At 41.4% G+C, this 17245-nt stretch carries 13 protein-coding genes; 6 read left to right on the top strand and 7 right to left on the bottom strand.

Annotated features, from left to right (window positions below):
• Positions 1 to 3: 3 nt before the first annotated feature.
• From AACU32_RS36830 to AACU32_RS36820, 3 genes are all read left to right on the top strand, one after another.
• The gene (locus tag AACU32_RS36830) at positions 4 to 264 is read left to right on the top strand and encodes a ribbon-helix-helix domain-containing protein (protein ID WP_096607189.1); all 261 of its coding nucleotides are present in this window, start codon (positions 4 to 6) and stop codon (positions 262 to 264) included.
• 6 nt (positions 265 to 270) lie between these two features.
• Positions 271 to 603 (top strand): type II toxin-antitoxin system RelE/ParE family toxin, encoded by a 333-nt coding sequence (locus AACU32_RS36825; RefSeq protein WP_096607188.1) that lies wholly within the window; start codon positions 271 to 273, stop codon positions 601 to 603.
• Positions 604 to 739: 136 nt separating this feature from the next.
• Positions 740 to 2095, top strand: a complete 1356-nt coding sequence (locus AACU32_RS36820) for a YcjF family protein (protein ID WP_096607187.1) — start codon at positions 740 to 742, stop codon at positions 2093 to 2095.
• A gap of 42 nt (positions 2096 to 2137) precedes the next feature.
• On the opposite strand, the gene AACU32_RS36815 is transcribed toward AACU32_RS36820, so the two are convergent.
• The 3 genes from AACU32_RS36815 to AACU32_RS36805 form a co-directional block, all read right to left on the bottom strand.
• Positions 2138 to 2983, bottom strand: a complete 846-nt coding sequence (locus tag AACU32_RS36815; RefSeq protein ID WP_096607186.1) for a hypothetical protein — start codon at positions 2981 to 2983, stop codon at positions 2138 to 2140.
• Positions 2980 to 5313 carry a hypothetical protein gene (locus AACU32_RS36810; RefSeq protein ID WP_096607185.1) on the bottom strand — a complete coding sequence of 778 codons (2334 nt, stop codon included), beginning with the start codon at positions 5311 to 5313 and terminating at the stop codon, positions 2980 to 2982. The genes AACU32_RS36815 and AACU32_RS36810 overlap by 4 nt, the downstream gene beginning before the upstream one ends.
• A gap of 445 nt (positions 5314 to 5758) precedes the next feature.
• The gene (locus AACU32_RS36805) at positions 5759 to 6739 is read right to left on the bottom strand and encodes an aldo/keto reductase (RefSeq protein ID WP_096607184.1); all 981 of its coding nucleotides are present in this window, start codon (positions 6737 to 6739) and stop codon (positions 5759 to 5761) included.
• A 248-nt stretch (positions 6740 to 6987) separates the two neighbouring features.
• Here AACU32_RS36805 and AACU32_RS36800 point away from each other — a divergent pair, with 248 nt between their 5' ends.
• Positions 6988 to 8898, top strand: a complete 1911-nt coding sequence (locus AACU32_RS36800) for a GTPase family protein (RefSeq protein ID WP_096607183.1) — start codon at positions 6988 to 6990, stop codon at positions 8896 to 8898.
• A gap of 866 nt (positions 8899 to 9764) precedes the next feature.
• Here AACU32_RS36800 and AACU32_RS36795 read toward each other — a convergent pair.
• From AACU32_RS36795 to AACU32_RS36785, 3 genes are all read right to left on the bottom strand, one after another.
• On the bottom strand, positions 9765 to 10043 hold the full coding sequence (locus tag AACU32_RS36795) for a hypothetical protein (RefSeq protein ID WP_096607182.1): 279 nt from the start codon (positions 10041 to 10043) through the stop codon (positions 9765 to 9767).
• 101 nt (positions 10044 to 10144) lie between these two features.
• A complete protein-coding gene (locus AACU32_RS36790) occupies positions 10145 to 11191 on the bottom strand; it encodes an ABC transporter permease (RefSeq protein WP_096607181.1) in 1047 nt (348 codons plus the stop codon).
• Positions 11192 to 11314: 123 nt separating this feature from the next.
• Positions 11315 to 11833: an adenine phosphoribosyltransferase gene (locus AACU32_RS36785; protein ID WP_096607180.1), complete on the bottom strand. Its 519-nt coding sequence runs from the start codon at positions 11831 to 11833 to the stop codon at positions 11315 to 11317.
• A 567-nt stretch (positions 11834 to 12400) separates the two neighbouring features.
• Between AACU32_RS36785 and AACU32_RS36780 the strand changes: the two genes are divergently transcribed.
• Positions 12401 to 13027, top strand: a complete 627-nt coding sequence (locus AACU32_RS36780) for a DUF3038 domain-containing protein (protein WP_096607179.1) — start codon at positions 12401 to 12403, stop codon at positions 13025 to 13027.
• Positions 13024 to 14511 (top strand): DUF4335 domain-containing protein, encoded by a 1488-nt coding sequence (locus tag AACU32_RS36775; protein WP_096607178.1) that lies wholly within the window; start codon positions 13024 to 13026, stop codon positions 14509 to 14511. The genes AACU32_RS36780 and AACU32_RS36775 overlap by 4 nt, the downstream gene beginning before the upstream one ends.
• 142 nt (positions 14512 to 14653) lie before the next feature.
• On the opposite strand, the gene AACU32_RS36770 is transcribed toward AACU32_RS36775, so the two are convergent.
• Positions 14654 to 16924: a transglycosylase domain-containing protein gene (locus AACU32_RS36770; protein WP_096607177.1), complete on the bottom strand. Its 2271-nt coding sequence runs from the start codon at positions 16922 to 16924 to the stop codon at positions 14654 to 14656.
• Positions 16925 to 17245: the final 321 nt, after the last annotated feature.

Raw genomic sequence — 17245 nt, 5'->3', positions numbered from 1 at the left:
CTGATGAATATCAACATTGATATACCTGATGAAGTGCGCGTTTATCTTGAGGCACAAGTCATGACAGGTGCTTATAATAGCATTGCCGAATATTTTTTAGATTTAGTGCAGCAAGACCAAAAACGGAAAGCACAAGCAAAGTTGGAAGCTCTTTTACTCGAAGGTATTGATTCTCAAGGACAGGAAGTAACGCCGGAATATTGGCAAAATTTGCGTTCTACGGTTTTAGGTGAGAACAGTATGGACAAATCGAACGATGCGTAGTAACTCATGAACTATCGGTTAATTGTCAAAGATCTGGCAACGCAAGATTTGCGACAGTTGGCAAATTATATATTGGTCAATGGAAATGCTGATGTAGCTGTTAAATTTTTAAATGCTGCGGAAGTCACTTTTGAACAGTTGGTAAAAACCCCTGGTATGGGAAAAGTAACGCAGTTGGTGGTGTCGAGATTGGGTGAAATCAGACAATGGCGCATCAAAGATTTTCAGGATTATCTAATTTTCTATCGTATTCAAGATACAACTATTGAGATCCTGCGGGTATTTCATGGAGCAAGAGATTTAGCAGATGTACTTAGCGAGTTAGACGAAGAATTTTAACCCAAAATCAAAACCTCCCATCCACATATCAATGCTTCTATGTCAAATATGACCATTGACAAATAGCAACTGACTGCGGCGCATCCTAAAATAATAAACAGGTTTAGTTTGGCATCTATCTGCCGTTTTGATACCAATGACTGAGCAACGTGATGCTGATTCATTACCAGCAGATTCTCAGCAGTTAAGTGAAACTAAAAGCGATCGCCTGGAGACGGAAAATCTACCCCCGGTGTTACCTGCTGCTGATTCTTGGAAAAACCGGATTGCTGATGTTTGGCACAAGACAACACCACGCCTGGTGAAATTACTACCCGTAGATCAGTTAGCACAGAGCTTTGCCAAATGGTTTAGTGTCAGCGAAACTCAGATTGCCGAAATTTTGGCGACGGTTCGCGCTGAACTGCCAACTACCGAAGCCCTGTTGATTGGTAAACCCCAAGCGGGTAAAAGTTCGATTGTGCGCGGTTTGACAGGAGTTTCTGCCGATATCGTTGGTCAAGGATTTCGCCCCCACACTCAACATACTCAGCGCTATGCCTATCCTTCTGACGATCTGCCTTTGCTGATTTTTACGGATACGGTGGGATTGGGTGATGTCAATCAGGATACAGAGGCAATTATTAAGGAGTTGGTTGGAGATTTAGAACAATCCAGCCGCAGTGGCAGAGTTTTGATTCTGACTGTGAAAATTAACGATTTTGCCACTGACACATTGCGTCAAATTGCCCAGCAGTTGCGTCAGAAGTATCCAGACATTCCTTGTCTATTAGCGGTTACCTGTTTGCACGAGGTTTATCCGTCTGATATAGTCGATCATCCTGATTATCCGCCAGATTATGAGGAAATTAATCGGGCTTTTGATGCAATTCAAGAAGACTTTGCTAAAGTGAGCGATCGCTCTGTTCTCATCGACTTCACCCTAGAAGAAGACGGTTACAACCCGGTATTCTACGGCTTAGAAGCACTGCGAGACAACTTAGCCGAACTACTTCCCGAAGCCGAAGCCAAAGCCATTTATCAATTATTGGATCGGGAGGAAACTGGTAAACAACTAGGTAATCTCTACCGAGATACGGGACGGCGTTACATTTTACCTTTTGCAATCATGGCAGCCACACTTGCCGCCGTACCATTGCCTTTTGCAACCATGCCCGTGCTGACTGCCTTGCAAGTATCTATGGTAACTGTATTGGGTAACTTATACGGGCAGAAATTGACACCATCTCAAGCAGGTGGAGTTGTGAGTGCGATCGCCGGCGGTTTTCTCGCCCAAGCTGTAGCACGGGAACTCATCAAATTTGTCCCTGGTTTCGGTAGCGTGATTGCTGCATCCTGGGCTGCTGCTTACACTTGGTCACTTGGTGAAACAGCCTGTGTATACTTTGGTGACTTGATGGGTGGGAAGAAACCTGACCCGAAGAAGATTCAATCTGTGATGCAAGAAGCTTTTAAAGCAGCGCAAGAACGGTTTAAGGGAATTCAACGTTAGGGTAGTTAAACAGTTTTTCCATCTATAATACCATGTTTTAACTCATTTTTTTCGTTTTGGAGTTATCAAACTGAGTAAATAGACTATAACTCCCACAAATCCTAACTCATTCCACAGCCATCGCCACAGTTGTTTGCGATTGCGGATGTCGTGAAATTTATTTAAATAATTTTCCAAACCCTGCACTGTAATCATTTGTTGTTGTGCAGATATTAATTGCTGTTCTGAATGGTTGATTTCTAAGCGAGTATTTCGCACATCTTGAATAAAATTTTTAATTTCCTCCTCACCACCAATTGTTTCTACAACTCGGTTTAATTCCTGAATCAAATTCTGGGTATATTGATTTTTTTGAGAATATATATCTATGACTTTTTTGACTTCAATAAATTTAATATCTATTTCTGCATTTAATGTTTCAATTTGTGCTTTGATTGTATTTACTTCTTGAAGTATCTTCTGAGATGTTTGGAGATGAACTTGGACTTGCAACAATATATTGTGAGATTCTTCGGCTGAAGATTGACTTTCTTGTGTAGCATTATTAATTTTGTGAATTACTAGTTCTAAATCTCGCAAAACATCTTCGCTAATACCCAGTTGCTGTAGTTGATTTGGTATTTCTTGTAAAATTTTTAACTGAGCTTGTAAGTTTCTAGCTTCGACCAAATGATTTGATGCATATTCTTCAACTTGCTTTAAATCATTATTCGCGTTTAATAGTTCTTTGCGACTCAGGTGAATTTCTTGAATGAGTTCGCGAATTTTATCTATTTCCTTAGCTTTATTCAGAATATTTTCGGCTTTAGCTATAGAATTATTAATAACTATAGATAAGGCTTTCAGGTCTTGGGAAACTTGCAAATCTGTGGGGTATTCTTCATTCATAATTCACCTGTGTTACCAATTTTATCTATAGCCGCATTGCAGAGTAGAGTTACTAAATAACCTTCATGATTGGATATTTCTTCTCTAAAGGGAAAATCTTCGGGAAGATGCATTCCAATTTTCATGCGTACTCTAGCAGCTTCATATAAAAGTCCTTTTCTCTGAAGCCTATCTGCAATTCTTAATATTAAGTTTTCATATTCTTGTTCTTGAGGATTGATGTTTTGCAATTCAGATGCTACTTGAACTGCTTCCCAAGAACTATCTAAAGCCATTAAGAGTAAGCATTGTAGGGGAATGCGATCGCTAGGACTATCAATTTGCTGAATTTGCCGTAATTCTTCATATAAAATTTCTTTAGAATGATTTGCAAGGATTTTAATTGCTTGCTCCTCAATTTGTGTAACTTTATTATTATCAATTCTTGCTAGCCTAAATGCAGCATAAGTATCCCAATAAATTTGCACAGGCTGATTACTTAAACCTTCGTAAATTATGTTACATAATCCTGTGATATCTTTAAATAAGTGTTCTCCATTTGCCCACTCTGTAATCCAATCAAGAGTATCTATATTTGAAGTATTAAAAAACTGACATTTTTGAAAATGTGATCTTTCAAATCTATTGATTTCATCAGTAGTTGCAATCACAAGTAATCGGTAACGCGGTCTGGTAAAAATTGTGTACCAATTATTTGCTTCTTCAAATGATGGTTGTCCCTGTCCTTTAAATACAGAGAAAGCAACACAAGCATCAAACTCTCTACCTTTAGCTTGATGAAATTTTATATAATCTAATCCCGGAAGATTACTATATTGTTCGGGAATATCTTGATAAATTAGTTTGACTTGGTTAGAAAGAAGTCTCAATATAGAACGCTGTTCTAAAGCGCAGGTATATCTTACTTTATCACTTAGGTCATTAAGAATTTTCAGCGCTTCTTCTTGTGATGTGCATTCTAGAATCCTCACAGGTTCGCCTTGTTCAAAAGCTTCTTCCGGTTTACTAACTTCAGGTAGTTTTTTACCTCCTGAATTTGCTTGCTGTGCAAATAGATGAAAGCTATTGGCGAATTCTAGAATATATTTTGTATTGCGATAATTATATTTAAGGTTGTGTCTTTTATTCAGTTTTAAATGTCCCCAATTAAAATCTATGGGTGTAATTCTTTGATTCATATCACCCAATAGAAAAAGTATAGAAGCGTGATTACTATCCTGCTGCCATCTCTCCAGCATTTTAACGATAGCATTGATTTCATCTATGAGATAATCTTGAGCTTCATCAAATATGAACAGTGTTGTATTACTCTGCTGTAAAGGACGAGCATTTTCTGTAATTGCATTTACTCCGTCTATCCAGATTTTTTTATTTCCTAATCTCTGCTGTAATTCAGATAATTTAATTTTTTTTAGTTCTCCAATCCAATGCTTATTTTCTCGATAAATGGGGTAATCAGATTGTTCATGCTTGTGTTTATTGGCTATAAATCCTCTAAATAAAATTAAATCATTTATATTCAAATATTCATTGTTATCAATCACATGAATTTTTCGTGCTTGTGATTGTAGAGCCTGTAACTCTTGTGATACAGTTGCTACTGTTTCATATATATCTGGTGCAGCTTGATGTAACCATTCTGCAAAAGTTCCTACAAAGAAATTAGCTTCCCTAATCTGTAAAATTTCTTTAATCTCAGTAAACTCTTTGATTTCAGCACATAAAGTTTCAGGAAGAATTAAGGCAATATTCCAATAATTGTTTGCATATAATTCACTAGCCATTAAAGCAGCACATACAGTCTTACCAGTACCCGGCGCACTTTGTACTAAAAGGCTATTAATATTACTATGGTTTGATCCAGAGTGTAGTGAGGAATTTATTACTTCCTGAAAAATTGCTTTTTGTTCTTGAGTCAAAACAGGTGAATATAAATAACCACCATAAACAAATTGATTCCAAGAATTAGTTTGAGTAGGATTCCATATATATGTAGGAACATCTTCTACTGTTTTTTCTCCAATATCAATTACATCAGCTATATCTATTTCTGGGTTTCTATTTATATCCTCAATAATTCTTTTATAAATATCTTTACGTTGTCCTGCTATTAATATTAAAAATTGGTTTTGATTTTTTGTCCAAATCACTCTAACATCATGTTTCTTAGTTCTCCATAAATCTTTGTAACCTTCTAATTTCCGATAGTCTCCCAGGTTACCGTCACTAATATTTTTAATTATTTCTGCTACCAGCTTGAAATATTCATGTGGTAATTTCTGGATTTCTCGGACAGCAGCGCGGACAATTCTAACGGTATAAACAGGCATGAAGATACCTCATAATAAAACAATCTCATTACGTTGATTATTTAAATAATACTTATTTCGATAATCATGAAGTTCAACTATTTAATTACATGAGCATTTTGCATAACAATGTTTATCTATAGCCATCCTATTTGATTGGAAGAAATTATTTGCTTAAGGAGCTAACTAGAAACAATAAAAATGCTTTTTTGAGTTGTACTGAGTGAGTATTTTGCAGAAATCGAATGTGACTGCTTTAACAAAGAGTCAGCAGAAAATAATAGTATATTTCTATACTAGAAAAATATTTTCCTCCAGAAAGCATTTAAGACTGGAAGAGTTTGTAGCAATTTTTTATACTTTGCTCATAATATAGTAGCCTACTAAAAAGGCAATTGCCTAGTAAGCAAATGATATTGAAATTAAGCGTTACTCACGCTAGGCTAAAACCCGATTTTTCGTGATTTTACTGAGTCTGAAAGATATTTTGTACCATTTTTTTATCTATACTCGCAGCAGCTTGATCGAGTGCAGCTATCTCCCCAGAGTCTAACAGCCAACCTAAAGCACCAATATTCTCCTGCGCCTGTTTCACAGTTTTCGCACCAGGAATGGGAATAGTTCCTTTACAAATGCACCAGTTAATTGCTACTTGTGACATAGTTTTGTTTCTGGACTGTGCGATTTCTCGTAAACAGGCTAAAAGTGGATCGATACCTGGTAATAATTGCTTAAACAATAAACCACGGATACCTTTGGGAACAGGGCCAGTCTTGGAATATTTTCCTGTTAATAACCCTAATCCTAAAGGGCTATAGGCAATCAATTTTATACCCATGTCGTCGCAAACTTGCTTGAGTTGTAGTTGCGTCACCGGATATGTGGAGAGTAGGGAGTATTGAACTTGCAGAGTTGCGATCGCCACTCCTCGTTCGCTAAACTTTTTATGCACCCGTTGCAGACGTTTAGGGCCATAATTAGATAATCCCACACCCTTAACTAATCCTTGCTCATAAAGGTCAGCCAGACCATCCAAAAGCCTCTCCTCTTGCCAAGGTGCATAGTTGGCTGTAGACCAATGCATCTGTACCAAGTCTACATTTCTTCCCAGACGTTGGGCAGAAGCTTTGCAAGCTTGTAGCATTGACTGACGTGTCCATCTCCAAGGATAAGCCGCCAGCTTGGTAGCAATGCAAATATTTTCTGCGTTGATACCGTGATATTCTCGAGAAAATTTGCCGAGAAGTATCTCACTGCGTCCCTTGAGTCTGCCAGTTCCGTAAGAATCTCCTGTATCAAATAAAGTCACACCGTTGCTGACACAAAGGTTAAAAACGGCTTGCAACTGCTCATCCATACTTTGATCGTATCCCCAGAGCAGTTGGTTTCCCCATGCCCAAGTTCCACAGCCCATAGTTGGGAGTGATAATTCCTGGCTAATTTGCATATTCACTCACTGTAGATTTCCTGATTATCTTTAGATCGCCTCTCTCAAAGTTAATTATCAGGCAATTCATAACCACTATGCTGAATAGGTGTGAGTTGCTGCGTTTTTAGTTTTTAAATGAAGGGCTAAAGCCCTGTGCCAGAATAATAGAATTCTGCCCAAATATAGAAACGATAGACTTTATACAAGCGTAATTTGATTAAACAAACTGATTATTCGTAATTTGTTATCGAGGTAGGTATCAGGTAATGGTGCGTTTAAAACTTTGGCAATGGGTTGTATTAGCAGCGCCGATCGCATTGATCGTCACTTTCTTACTGGTAGCCGCAGGTTCCCAGATCCATGCATGGGGGATTAATTGGATTTGGGCTGTGTTTACGCTAGTATTTGTCGGCTGGCGTTGGTTGCTAGTCAAATGGACTCGTACCGAGGTAGAACAAATAACGCGAGTATTAGCAGAAGTCAGTGAAGAATTAACAGCAACGGCGGATACTAACCAATTACCAGCAGGAAATGACGCTACCAGTCAAGCCCAAGCAGTCTTAAATGAAGTTTTACAAGCCGCACAAAGCGATCGCCCAATTTGGGAAGATTGGGCAACTTTCTTTTCGCGATGCCAAAATTTAGTAGTGGCGATCGCTCATATCTACCATCCTGAGGTTAAATATCCCCTATTAAATATTTACGTTACACAGGCTTACGGGTTAATCCGGGGAACGGTTGATGATTTGGATCTATGGATGCAAAAGCTATCACCAGCCTTAAATCAGGTAACAGTTGGACAAGCTTACCAAGCATACGAAGTCTATCGGAAGTTAGAACCATCCGCCCGCAAACTATTTAAAGCTTGGAACTGGGCACAATGGTTATTAAACCCGGCGGCGGCTTTTGCAAAAAAAGCCAGTCAGCGCTACACCAGCCAAGCAAATCAGCAATTGTTGGTTAATTTAAGCCAAATGTTGCAAGAAGCGGCTTTAAGAAATTTGTGTCGGCAAGCGATCGCTCTTTATAGTGGTAATACTTTACCAAAGGCAGAATTTTCTTCCCCAACTCCCACCTTACCCAAAGCTAAAACTCAAACTCTACGGGAAATCCTCGCCCAAGCAGAACCCGCTGAAACTGTTGCTGAAAAACCAGTAAATATTCTGCTTGTAGGGCGTACAGGTTCGGGAAAAAGTAGTTTAATTAACACATTATTTAATTCAGAACTAGCCGCAGTTGATGTGTTACCTAGTACCGATGAAATTCAAAATTACCAATGGCAGACTGCCAGTAAAGAAACTCTGACACTATGGGATACTCCAGGGTATGAGCAAGTCAACCATGCAGATTTTCGCGAGCTAGTTTTAGATTATGCCACAAAAGCAGATTTACTATTATTAGTCACACCTGCCCTAGATGCAGCCCTGCAAATGGATGTGGACTTTCTCAAGGATATGCAGGCGGAAGTTAAAGATTTACCTGTAATTACTATTGTTACCAAAGTGGATCGGCTGCGTCCCATCCGTGAGTGGGAACCTCCTTATGATTGGGGTACAGGCGATCGCGCCAAGGAAATCTCGATTCGGGAAGCTACCCAATATCGGGCGCAATTGCTAGGGGATTTTTCTAAATTAGTTTTGCCTGTGGTGACTGCTGATAGCAAAACTAACCGCGCTGCTTGGGGAATCGAAGCATTATCTTTAGGATTAGTAGAGGCGATCGCACCTGCAAAACAACTCCGTCTCGCTCGCTTTTTACGTAACTTAGAAGCCCGTACCGTTGAAGCTGCTAAAATTATTGATAACTACAGCTTCCAGATGGCGACAACTCAAGGACTGACATCACTGCTAAAAAGTCCTGTCCTTCAGTTTATTTCCACCCTATCAACCGGATCGCCTACTTTGGCATATCTGCTAGCAGAAAAAATTCCCGTGGAACAGTTGCCGATTGTCATTGGTAAGCTACAAATGGCTTATGACCTGTTTTCGCTGTTGAATACTGGTAACTCAACCAACTTTGATTTGCTAGCCCTTTGGCCGTTGCTGGTGGAAAATACTACTGCCAGCGATGCTTGGGCTTTTGGTCATGCTTTAGTCGAATACTGGACTCAAAACCTCACAATTGAACAACTCCGAGAGCGATTTAATTACTATCTTCAGCTGTCGATAGCCAATTGACGACTACCTTAGGGACTTCCAGATAAAAAAATATACAATTACTTCTTGTGGGGTGGGTGTCTCACCACCTGTGTCAACTTAAGGCGAAACCCTTGCCAGGATGTGATTTGATACAAAATCACGTACCATCAAGATCCGCGCTACCCCACCCCAGTTTTGTCTAAAAGCCAAAACGTCCCCTCCCCGTTTACGGGGAGGGGATTGAGGGGTGGGGTAAAATGCCTGTGGAATAAGCGTTTTGACTTAAGTTGACACCAATGGTGTCTCACCCGCCCATAATCAAGGCTGGGCTTTCCTGCCCACCCCACAAGATTAGATTTCTACTTTACTTTAGACGTTGGACAGTGATAAAAAAATACCCAGCGATAAATAAAGATAAGTAACCACACAAAATTGATTACAGTCATTGCGAGCGAAGCGAAGTAATCCCAGCCGTTGCGATTGCTTCATTTCGCTTCGCTATATTCGCAATGACATTGTGTAATTAATTATGTTTAACTACTTAGTATTGGCTAATTAGGTGAAGATTCAACCCCTAGTTTACCCGAAATACCGCCGTCACCATAGAATGGTGCGGCTAAAACAACAAAGCCCACCTTTGTGGGCTAAATTTTCTTAGCCCACGTACGACGAAGTCGTTCCCGTTCCCCGAAGGGGTTCCCACAGGGTAGGGTAGGTGGGCTTTGCATCGAGAGCCAGTGGCTTCTAGCCTGTGGGCGTTATAACAACACAAAACTAAGGATTTTGTGGTGAATAATCAGACATATCACCAATTAACTAAGAGCGATGTCTACTCACTCAATCGCCATATTTTAGAATTCTCTTCAATAAACTCGCTATCCACCACCCGCAGATGTTTTCTGCATTTAACCATGTTGCAAAAACTCAACCTTGGGTAATAAAGGGTCAGTCACAATACCTATACCCATAAAACCCCAGCGTTTGAGTAAACTATTCACCTGTGTACCCGGAATAGATTCTACAGCAAAGCGGTTTGCCACCTCAGCAGCGTGGGTATTGAGATAGCTCAAAGCATCAAAGTTTTCCTTAAACAACAACAGGTAACCTGATGCTTCAGCATTGGGACGAGCTGTAAGGTAACGACCATCAGATTTTGAACGTACCAGATAATATACTTCCAGCATGGCGGGATGAGGAGACGGGGATGAGGGAGATGAGGGGGACAAGGAAGACAAGGGGGACAAGGGGGACAAATGACAAATGACAAATGACCAATGACTATTGACTAATTCAAATTCTCTAACTTAATACGTGGATCGGCAGCTTTCAGCATTAAGTCAGCGATTAAGTTACCCACAATCAACAGTACCGCACCCATAACCAAGCTGGCCATTAATAAATACAAATCCTGAGCTAGTCCAGCCTGTAATGTTAACCTTCCTAAACCTGGCCAGTTGAAGAACTGTTCCGCAATAAATGCACCGTTTAATAAACCAGCTAGCTCAAAACCCAATAAGGTAATTAAAGGGTTAATGGCGTTACGCAAAGCATGAACGTAAATTACGCGATTTTCTGGCAAGCCTTTCGCCCGCGCCGTTTGGATATAATCTTGACGCAGAACATCTAATAATTCGCCGCGAGTGATGCGTTGCAAACCAGCGAAACTCGTAATCGAAAGTGCGATCGTTGGTAAAATCATGTGCCAACCAAGATCCAGGAGTTTACCAAACCAGGACAGTTCTGAGTTATTAATGCTAGTCATGCTACCTACTGGAAAAATCGGCGAGGTAACTTGAGCTACAATTAACAGAAATAGGGCAGTAATAAAGCTGGGAAATCCTTGCCCAGTGTAGCTAATTACCTGTAAGACGCGGTCAATCAGCTTATTTTGCTTGACAGCGGCGATAATACCCAAAGGGATAGCGATCGCCCATGTGCAAATTAAAGAAGCGATCGCTAATAGCAAAGTCGCCGGTATCCGTTCCCACAACAGCGACACCACAGAACGTTGGTAAACAAAACTCGTACCAAAATCTCCCTTTGTGAAGATTCGCCACAGCCACAGCCCAAATTGCTCTGGCCAAGACTTATCCAAACCAAACTGTCGCTTAATTTCCTCAATTCTTTCTGGAGAAATTTTTGGATTTTGCCGCAATGTATCTACATAATCCCCTGGAGCCAGTTGAATAATGAAAAATGACAATGCTGAAGCCAAAAATAGAGTCAACAATGCCTGTAGAAGCCTTTTCACTACATAAATAAAAGTCTCACTCGTAACCAGCCTAATTAGCCAGTTCAGACCTGTCTCCAGAGAAATTTTTGTAGAACTCATTGCAGTTTAGCCAAAGGTCAATGGTCAAGGGTTAAGGGTCAAGGTCAAGGGTCAAAGGTTAATGGTCAATAATCATTGAACTATGGACTGTTGACTATGGACTATGGACTTTTTGACTCTTGACTAATATTCAATCAGCGAGATAATTGGCACATCTGGCAGATGTTTACGCCCTTGTAAATCCCGTAGCTCGATAATAAACCCAAAGCCCACTAATTCGCAGCCAATCTTCTGCAATAACTTCGCCGTTGCACTCGCCGTTCCGCCTGTGGCGATCAAATCGTCCACAATCAAAACACGGCTACCTGGATGTAAAGCATCCTGATGCACTTCTAAGGAGTCTGTACCATACTCTAATTCATACTCGATAGAGTGGACTGCTCCTGGTAACTTACCTTTTTTACGCGCTGGAATAAAACCAGAACCTAACTTATAAGCCAAAGGAGAGCCAAAAATAAAGCCCCGTGACTCCATACCCACAATGTAATCTGGGTTCATTTCCCGGTCGATACACTGTTGGGCAAAAAAGTCAATAGTGTAGCGCAATCCTTGAGGATCACGCAGCAATGTAGTGATATCTCGAAATAGAATTCCAGGTTTGGGAAAATCTGGTATATCACGAATTAGCGACTTCAAATCCATAAAAATTGATATTAGGGATTGAGTATTGGGAATTGGGTACTGGAAATTGGAAATTGGGCATGGGGCATTGGGCACTTGTACTGAGAGGAGTCGAAGTATTGGGCATTGGGGAGGCAGTGCGTTGCTGGTTCCAGTGTTGTGCAAACTGCCGTCATTGGGTATGGGGTATTAGGAAAAAGTTATTCCTAGTCCCTAGTCTCTAACCCCTAGTCTCTAGCTCCTGATCCCACGCCCCATGCCCTGTGCCCCATGCCCCAATCCCAATTCCAGATACCTGACAAATCGTACACTATAATGTCTTACGCTGGGGATCGAAGCCCCAGTTTCGTTATCCATTGACGATCACTTGAATCTAATTCAAGCTAGGGATGGAATTGCACTACCGAAAGAGGCTGATACACTTATATGTTAAAAACTTAGATTTAAGTATACGGAAACCTTTGATTAGAAGAAGTAATGTATATATCAGGCAGGAATACTACTGCTACAAGCCTAATGTTTTTGTTTGGCTATTTATCTTAAATTAGTTTTACCTAGTCTGTTGGAACCGCACAAGGTATCTATAGAATGAATGTCTCCGCTAGTTTAACATCTTTCAACAGTCCTACTCCCCCCTCATTGCCTATGATTCTGGATACCTTACCCGATCCGGCGACTGAGGGACAAGGATGTCCCCGCAGAACTCGGGTACAAATAGATCTGATTTTACTAGCAATTGAAGCTTTAGAACTAGGTGGTTCTGAAGCCATCCTAGCTTTTGCTGACGAATTGGATCTAAAAGGAATTATTAAAGATAGAGTAAATTTATGGCGAATGCGTAGTTCTAACCCACTACGACGAGCGCACATGCGCCGCCCTTTAACCATCATGGAAGCAAAAGCTTTGGTGGTTATTGCTTGTTACATAGCGCGGCGTTTGACAGTTGTTATCCGCCAGTTGCTGATGATTTATCAACAAATGAATGATAAGCAAATCCCATTGGAACAGAATTTGCGACTCTCTAATTATTTAGAGCGGTTTAGAACGCATTTTAAGAGTAGGATGAGTTCCCGGCGTTATGGAGCGCTAGCCTTAAATTCTGATGAAAAATTAGACGATCTGGCGATAGATCTATTGGGACAACTACTCTTCTGTACTGGCACAGCTGGAATGCAGCGGTTCTGGATCAGTCTTTTCGATGGGGAAGTAGAATGAATATTCAACGTAAGTATAGTCTGCCTAATTGTACCTTACTTTTAGAAGGTTTAAGTGATGCCACTAGGGCTGCACACTTTCAAGAACTGCGCCCGGAATTATCAATATTGGTAAATGCAGAATGCTATTTATCTAGCTATAAACAGCCTTTAAGAGGAGGACGGGAATTTTTTGAAAGCTTGGTCAGAGCAGTTAGTGCTTATGCTCAAGAATTTTTGAGTAATATCCCCAATCCTCAAGCACATAATCGAGATTCAGAGTTAGTAGAGTTACAGAAAATAGATATCAATCGGCACAGATTGATTGTACATTCTGAGGGTGAAGCCGCAGGTTTTGATACTAATCCTAACCGTGCGAAAGAACCTATTCAAATAGATTTGAATACGGTACAGTTATTTGATTTAGTGGAAGCAGTGGATCAGTTTTTCGCTGATAGCCAAACTTTACCAGAATTATCACTGGAATTACAACCAGTTACCAGACGCAGTAGTATTGCCAGCCAAGCTGTCGTGAAACAGGCAGTACCTGCTAGTATTGGCGTTTCTAGTTTGGCGGTAGCAGCACTAGCTTTAAGCTTGATACCATCGCCGCAAGTACGTCCACCAGAGCCAAAGCCACAAGAGCAAAGTAGCTCTACAACCCCTACTGCTACACCAAGCGCTACTCCTGCGGCTGTTGAGTCTACAACTCCTGTATCGACGGCTCCCACACCTAACCCAACTGTGACACCAACAGCTACGGCGGCTACAACTCCTATTGCTAGTCCCACCCCAACAGCAACCCCCGCAGTTAAAGATTTAGAAGCACTTTTAACTACAGTTCCAGAAATTACTGATGCGTCTAAACTACGGGCATTAAATCGCCAGGTGTATAACCAAATTAATCCCGCTTGGACTGATCGCTCAGGATTACAAGAGGATTTAATTTATCGTCTAGGCGCAGCTGCGGATGGTGCGATTATTGGCTATAAGGCGGTGAATAAAAAGGCAAATGATGATGTGCAAAAAACTCCTCTACCTAACTTACTTTACAACCCTGCCACCCGTGGCCCTATCAGCAACGAACCCATCGCCCAATTTCGAGTTGTCTTAACTAGAACAGGTGAGCTGCAAGTTAGTCCTTGGCGAGGATATACCAAAACACCAGAAGTTGTTGGGGCAAAAATTACCGAGCCTAATGCAGTTAAGGATTTAAACCAGAAACTTTATAATACAATTCGCCAAAATTGGGCTGGAACACCCCACTTTGACAGAGATTTGAAGTATCGGGTGGCGATCAATAAAAATGGCGCGATCGCCGACTATGAACCACTCAACCAAGTTGCCTATGATTATGCTAGAGAAACTCCTCTTCCCCAGATGTTACAAGCAGCTTACGGCTCTAATTTAGTTGCTCCCAACACCAAAGAACCTCTTGCCCATTTCCAAGTAATATTTCAGCCTAGCGGTAAACTAGAAATCGCTCCTTGGCGTGGATATCAGTAAAAAAGTAGGGTTGGGGGACTGGAGGGATGAGGAGGACGAGGGGGGATAAGGGGAAAAGGGAGACAAGGAGGATAAGGGAGATGAGGGAGTGTGGGGAGTTTTCTGCCCCATCCCTTCGCCATGCCCAATGCCCAATGACTAGTTACTTAACAATTCGCCCCATATAGTTACCCCATAACTGAGCTGCTTGCGCACTACTACCAGATGTGGGGGAGTTATTGTCATTACCTAGCCAAATCCCAGTAACCAACCGCCGACTGGGAATAAAGCCGATAAACCACAAGTCAACGTTGTTATTCGTTGTACCTGTTTTACCAGCTTCCCCTAATCCAATAGCCGCACTGCGTCCTGTACCCCTGCTAACTACCCCCCGCATCAAATTAGTCATTTGATCAGCGATATCATTGGATAGCACTCGCTTGTTGGCATCAGGATCTTGGTCGAAGGAGTAAATTACGCGACAGGTTTTTAAATCTTTAGGATCGCGGCAATCACCACTGTCTAAAATCCTACTAATTGCATGTGGAGGATTCCACACCCCACGATTGCCGATCGCGCCAAAAGCACCAGTCATTTCCAAGACATTCACTACGCTTTGACCAAGCACCAAGCCGGGAACTGGATCGAGTGCTGATTTTATCCCTAAACGTTGAGCCATTGCTACTACTTTATTCAGCCCAATTTCTCGTGCTACTCGCAAAGCGATGGGATTTTCCGAAAGCGCCAAACCTGTAGCTATATCTAAACTAGTACCTGCACCAGCACGACAGGGTTTGTAAGTAAAGCCTTGCCAAGTTAAAGGAGCGCAGGAATAACTTCTAAATGGTGAAATTCCTTGCACTAGGGCAGCGGTATAAGCAAAAATTTTAAAGGTGGAACCTGGTTGTCTTTTGGCTTGTACCGCACGATTAAATTGGCTTTTTCTGTAATCTGTGCCCCCCACCATAGCCAGGATACTGCCATTGCTTGAATCCAAGGTCACCATCGCTCCTTGAGAAAAGCCAAAACTTGACCCTGAGGTATTCACTGAATTACGTAAAGCTGCTTCTGCTTGCGCCTGAATAGCAGGATCTAGCTGAGTTTCAATAATATAATTGCCTTCTTTTGCCGCTCCCTCCCCCAAAATTGATTCGAGTTCTTGGAAGACATAACTGTAAAAATAAGGACTAATGGTTTTAGCTTGCTGTTCGCAAACTTTTGGGCTGATTTGGACGGTGGAACGTCTAGCGCGGTTCGCATCCTCCTGTTTAATTTGACCCATTTCTACCATCCGCTTAATCACGCGGTTGCGATACTCAGCTGCTTCTAGCTTATTGGGGCCATCCCCACAAAAATCAAATGCGTTGGGGCCTGGTAAAATACCTACTAAAGTCGCGGCTTCCGCCAAAGTTAATTCTTTAGCTGACTTATCAAAGTAATACTTAGCAGCATCCTCAAAACCAGAGGTATCCGCACCTAAAAACACTCGATTTAAATAAGTCAGCAAAATGTAATCTTTGCTGTAAAACGTTTCCAATTTCAAAGCAACAACTGCTTCTCGCAATTTCCGTCCTAGGGAATCTTGTCTACCTACATAATCGCGGAACAAACTGCGAGCAACTTGTTGGGTAACTGTACTGGCTCCTTGCTGCACATCACCGCTACGGCTATTAATTAATACAGCGCGCAAAATTCCTAAAGGATCAACGCCAAAGTGCCAGTAATAGCGACTATCTTCTGACGCAATCACAGCTTTTGGCAAATAAGGGCCAAAATCCTCCAACCGCTTCATATCTATGTGAGATGTAGTTCTCGGCTCACGCAGCGGCGTAGAACCATCACGGGCGTAAACAACCACTGGCGCACGAGTAATTGTCGGTAAAGACCTAACTGAGAATTTCAGCCATTCAACGCCAATTACTAAAGCCAACAAAGCCGTAACCCCACCTACACCGTAAGTAGCCCAAGTTGCGGCTTTCCAATACCAAGCTGGTGGATCGACATATTGCAGGCGCACGGAAGCTGCGAGTTCTGGCGGCCCTAAGGTCAGAACATCGCCATGACGTAATTCTAAAGAACTGACCCGTCGCTTACCACGGTAAATACCATTGGTGGAGTTTTCGTCTTTGATGATGAAAACCGGGGTGCGTTGCGTAGAATCCCGCGACAATGACAGATGAATTTGGCTAACTACTGGGTTGCGAATGACGATATCGCTAGATTTGGAGCTGCGACCTAAAATATAGCGATCGCCTAACAACGGATATACCTCCGCCTTATCTGCCCCCGCATCCTGCACCCAGAGTTCTGGTACTTTAGCATTAGGCTTGAGCGCTAGTTTGGAAAAATCCACCCTAGCTTGAATTGTATGTACTGCTTGCGTCAGTTGACCAAGTATCGTTTGGGGCTTTTGAGGGGGTTGCGGGGAACTCATCGGCTATTTACATTACGCCTATTAACGAAGAATCAGGAAAATTACAATTTTAATGGTACTCTTACACCATTCTACTCATAAGCCTAAACAGAAATTGGCTGTACTGATTTTTTTACTAAAATATTTTACATTTAATATATAGTTATTCAGCATATTTACTTGATTGAGATTGAGCAATTATTTACCTGAACAATTACTTGAATTTCGCTGCTAAAATGCCTATTATATATACTATTAACCAGAATAACGACCCCAGCCATTAGATTTAACTTTGTAATTGTCAAAACTACCAATCAAAAAATCAAGGGTGTAAATTTTACC

Source organism: Calothrix sp. NIES-2100, assembly GCF_963875285.1.
Classification (GTDB): Bacteria; Cyanobacteriota; Cyanobacteriia; order Cyanobacteriales; family Nostocaceae; genus Aulosira.
Note: the sequence above shows the minus strand (reverse complement) of the source record. Positions and strands in the feature narration are given on the sequence as shown.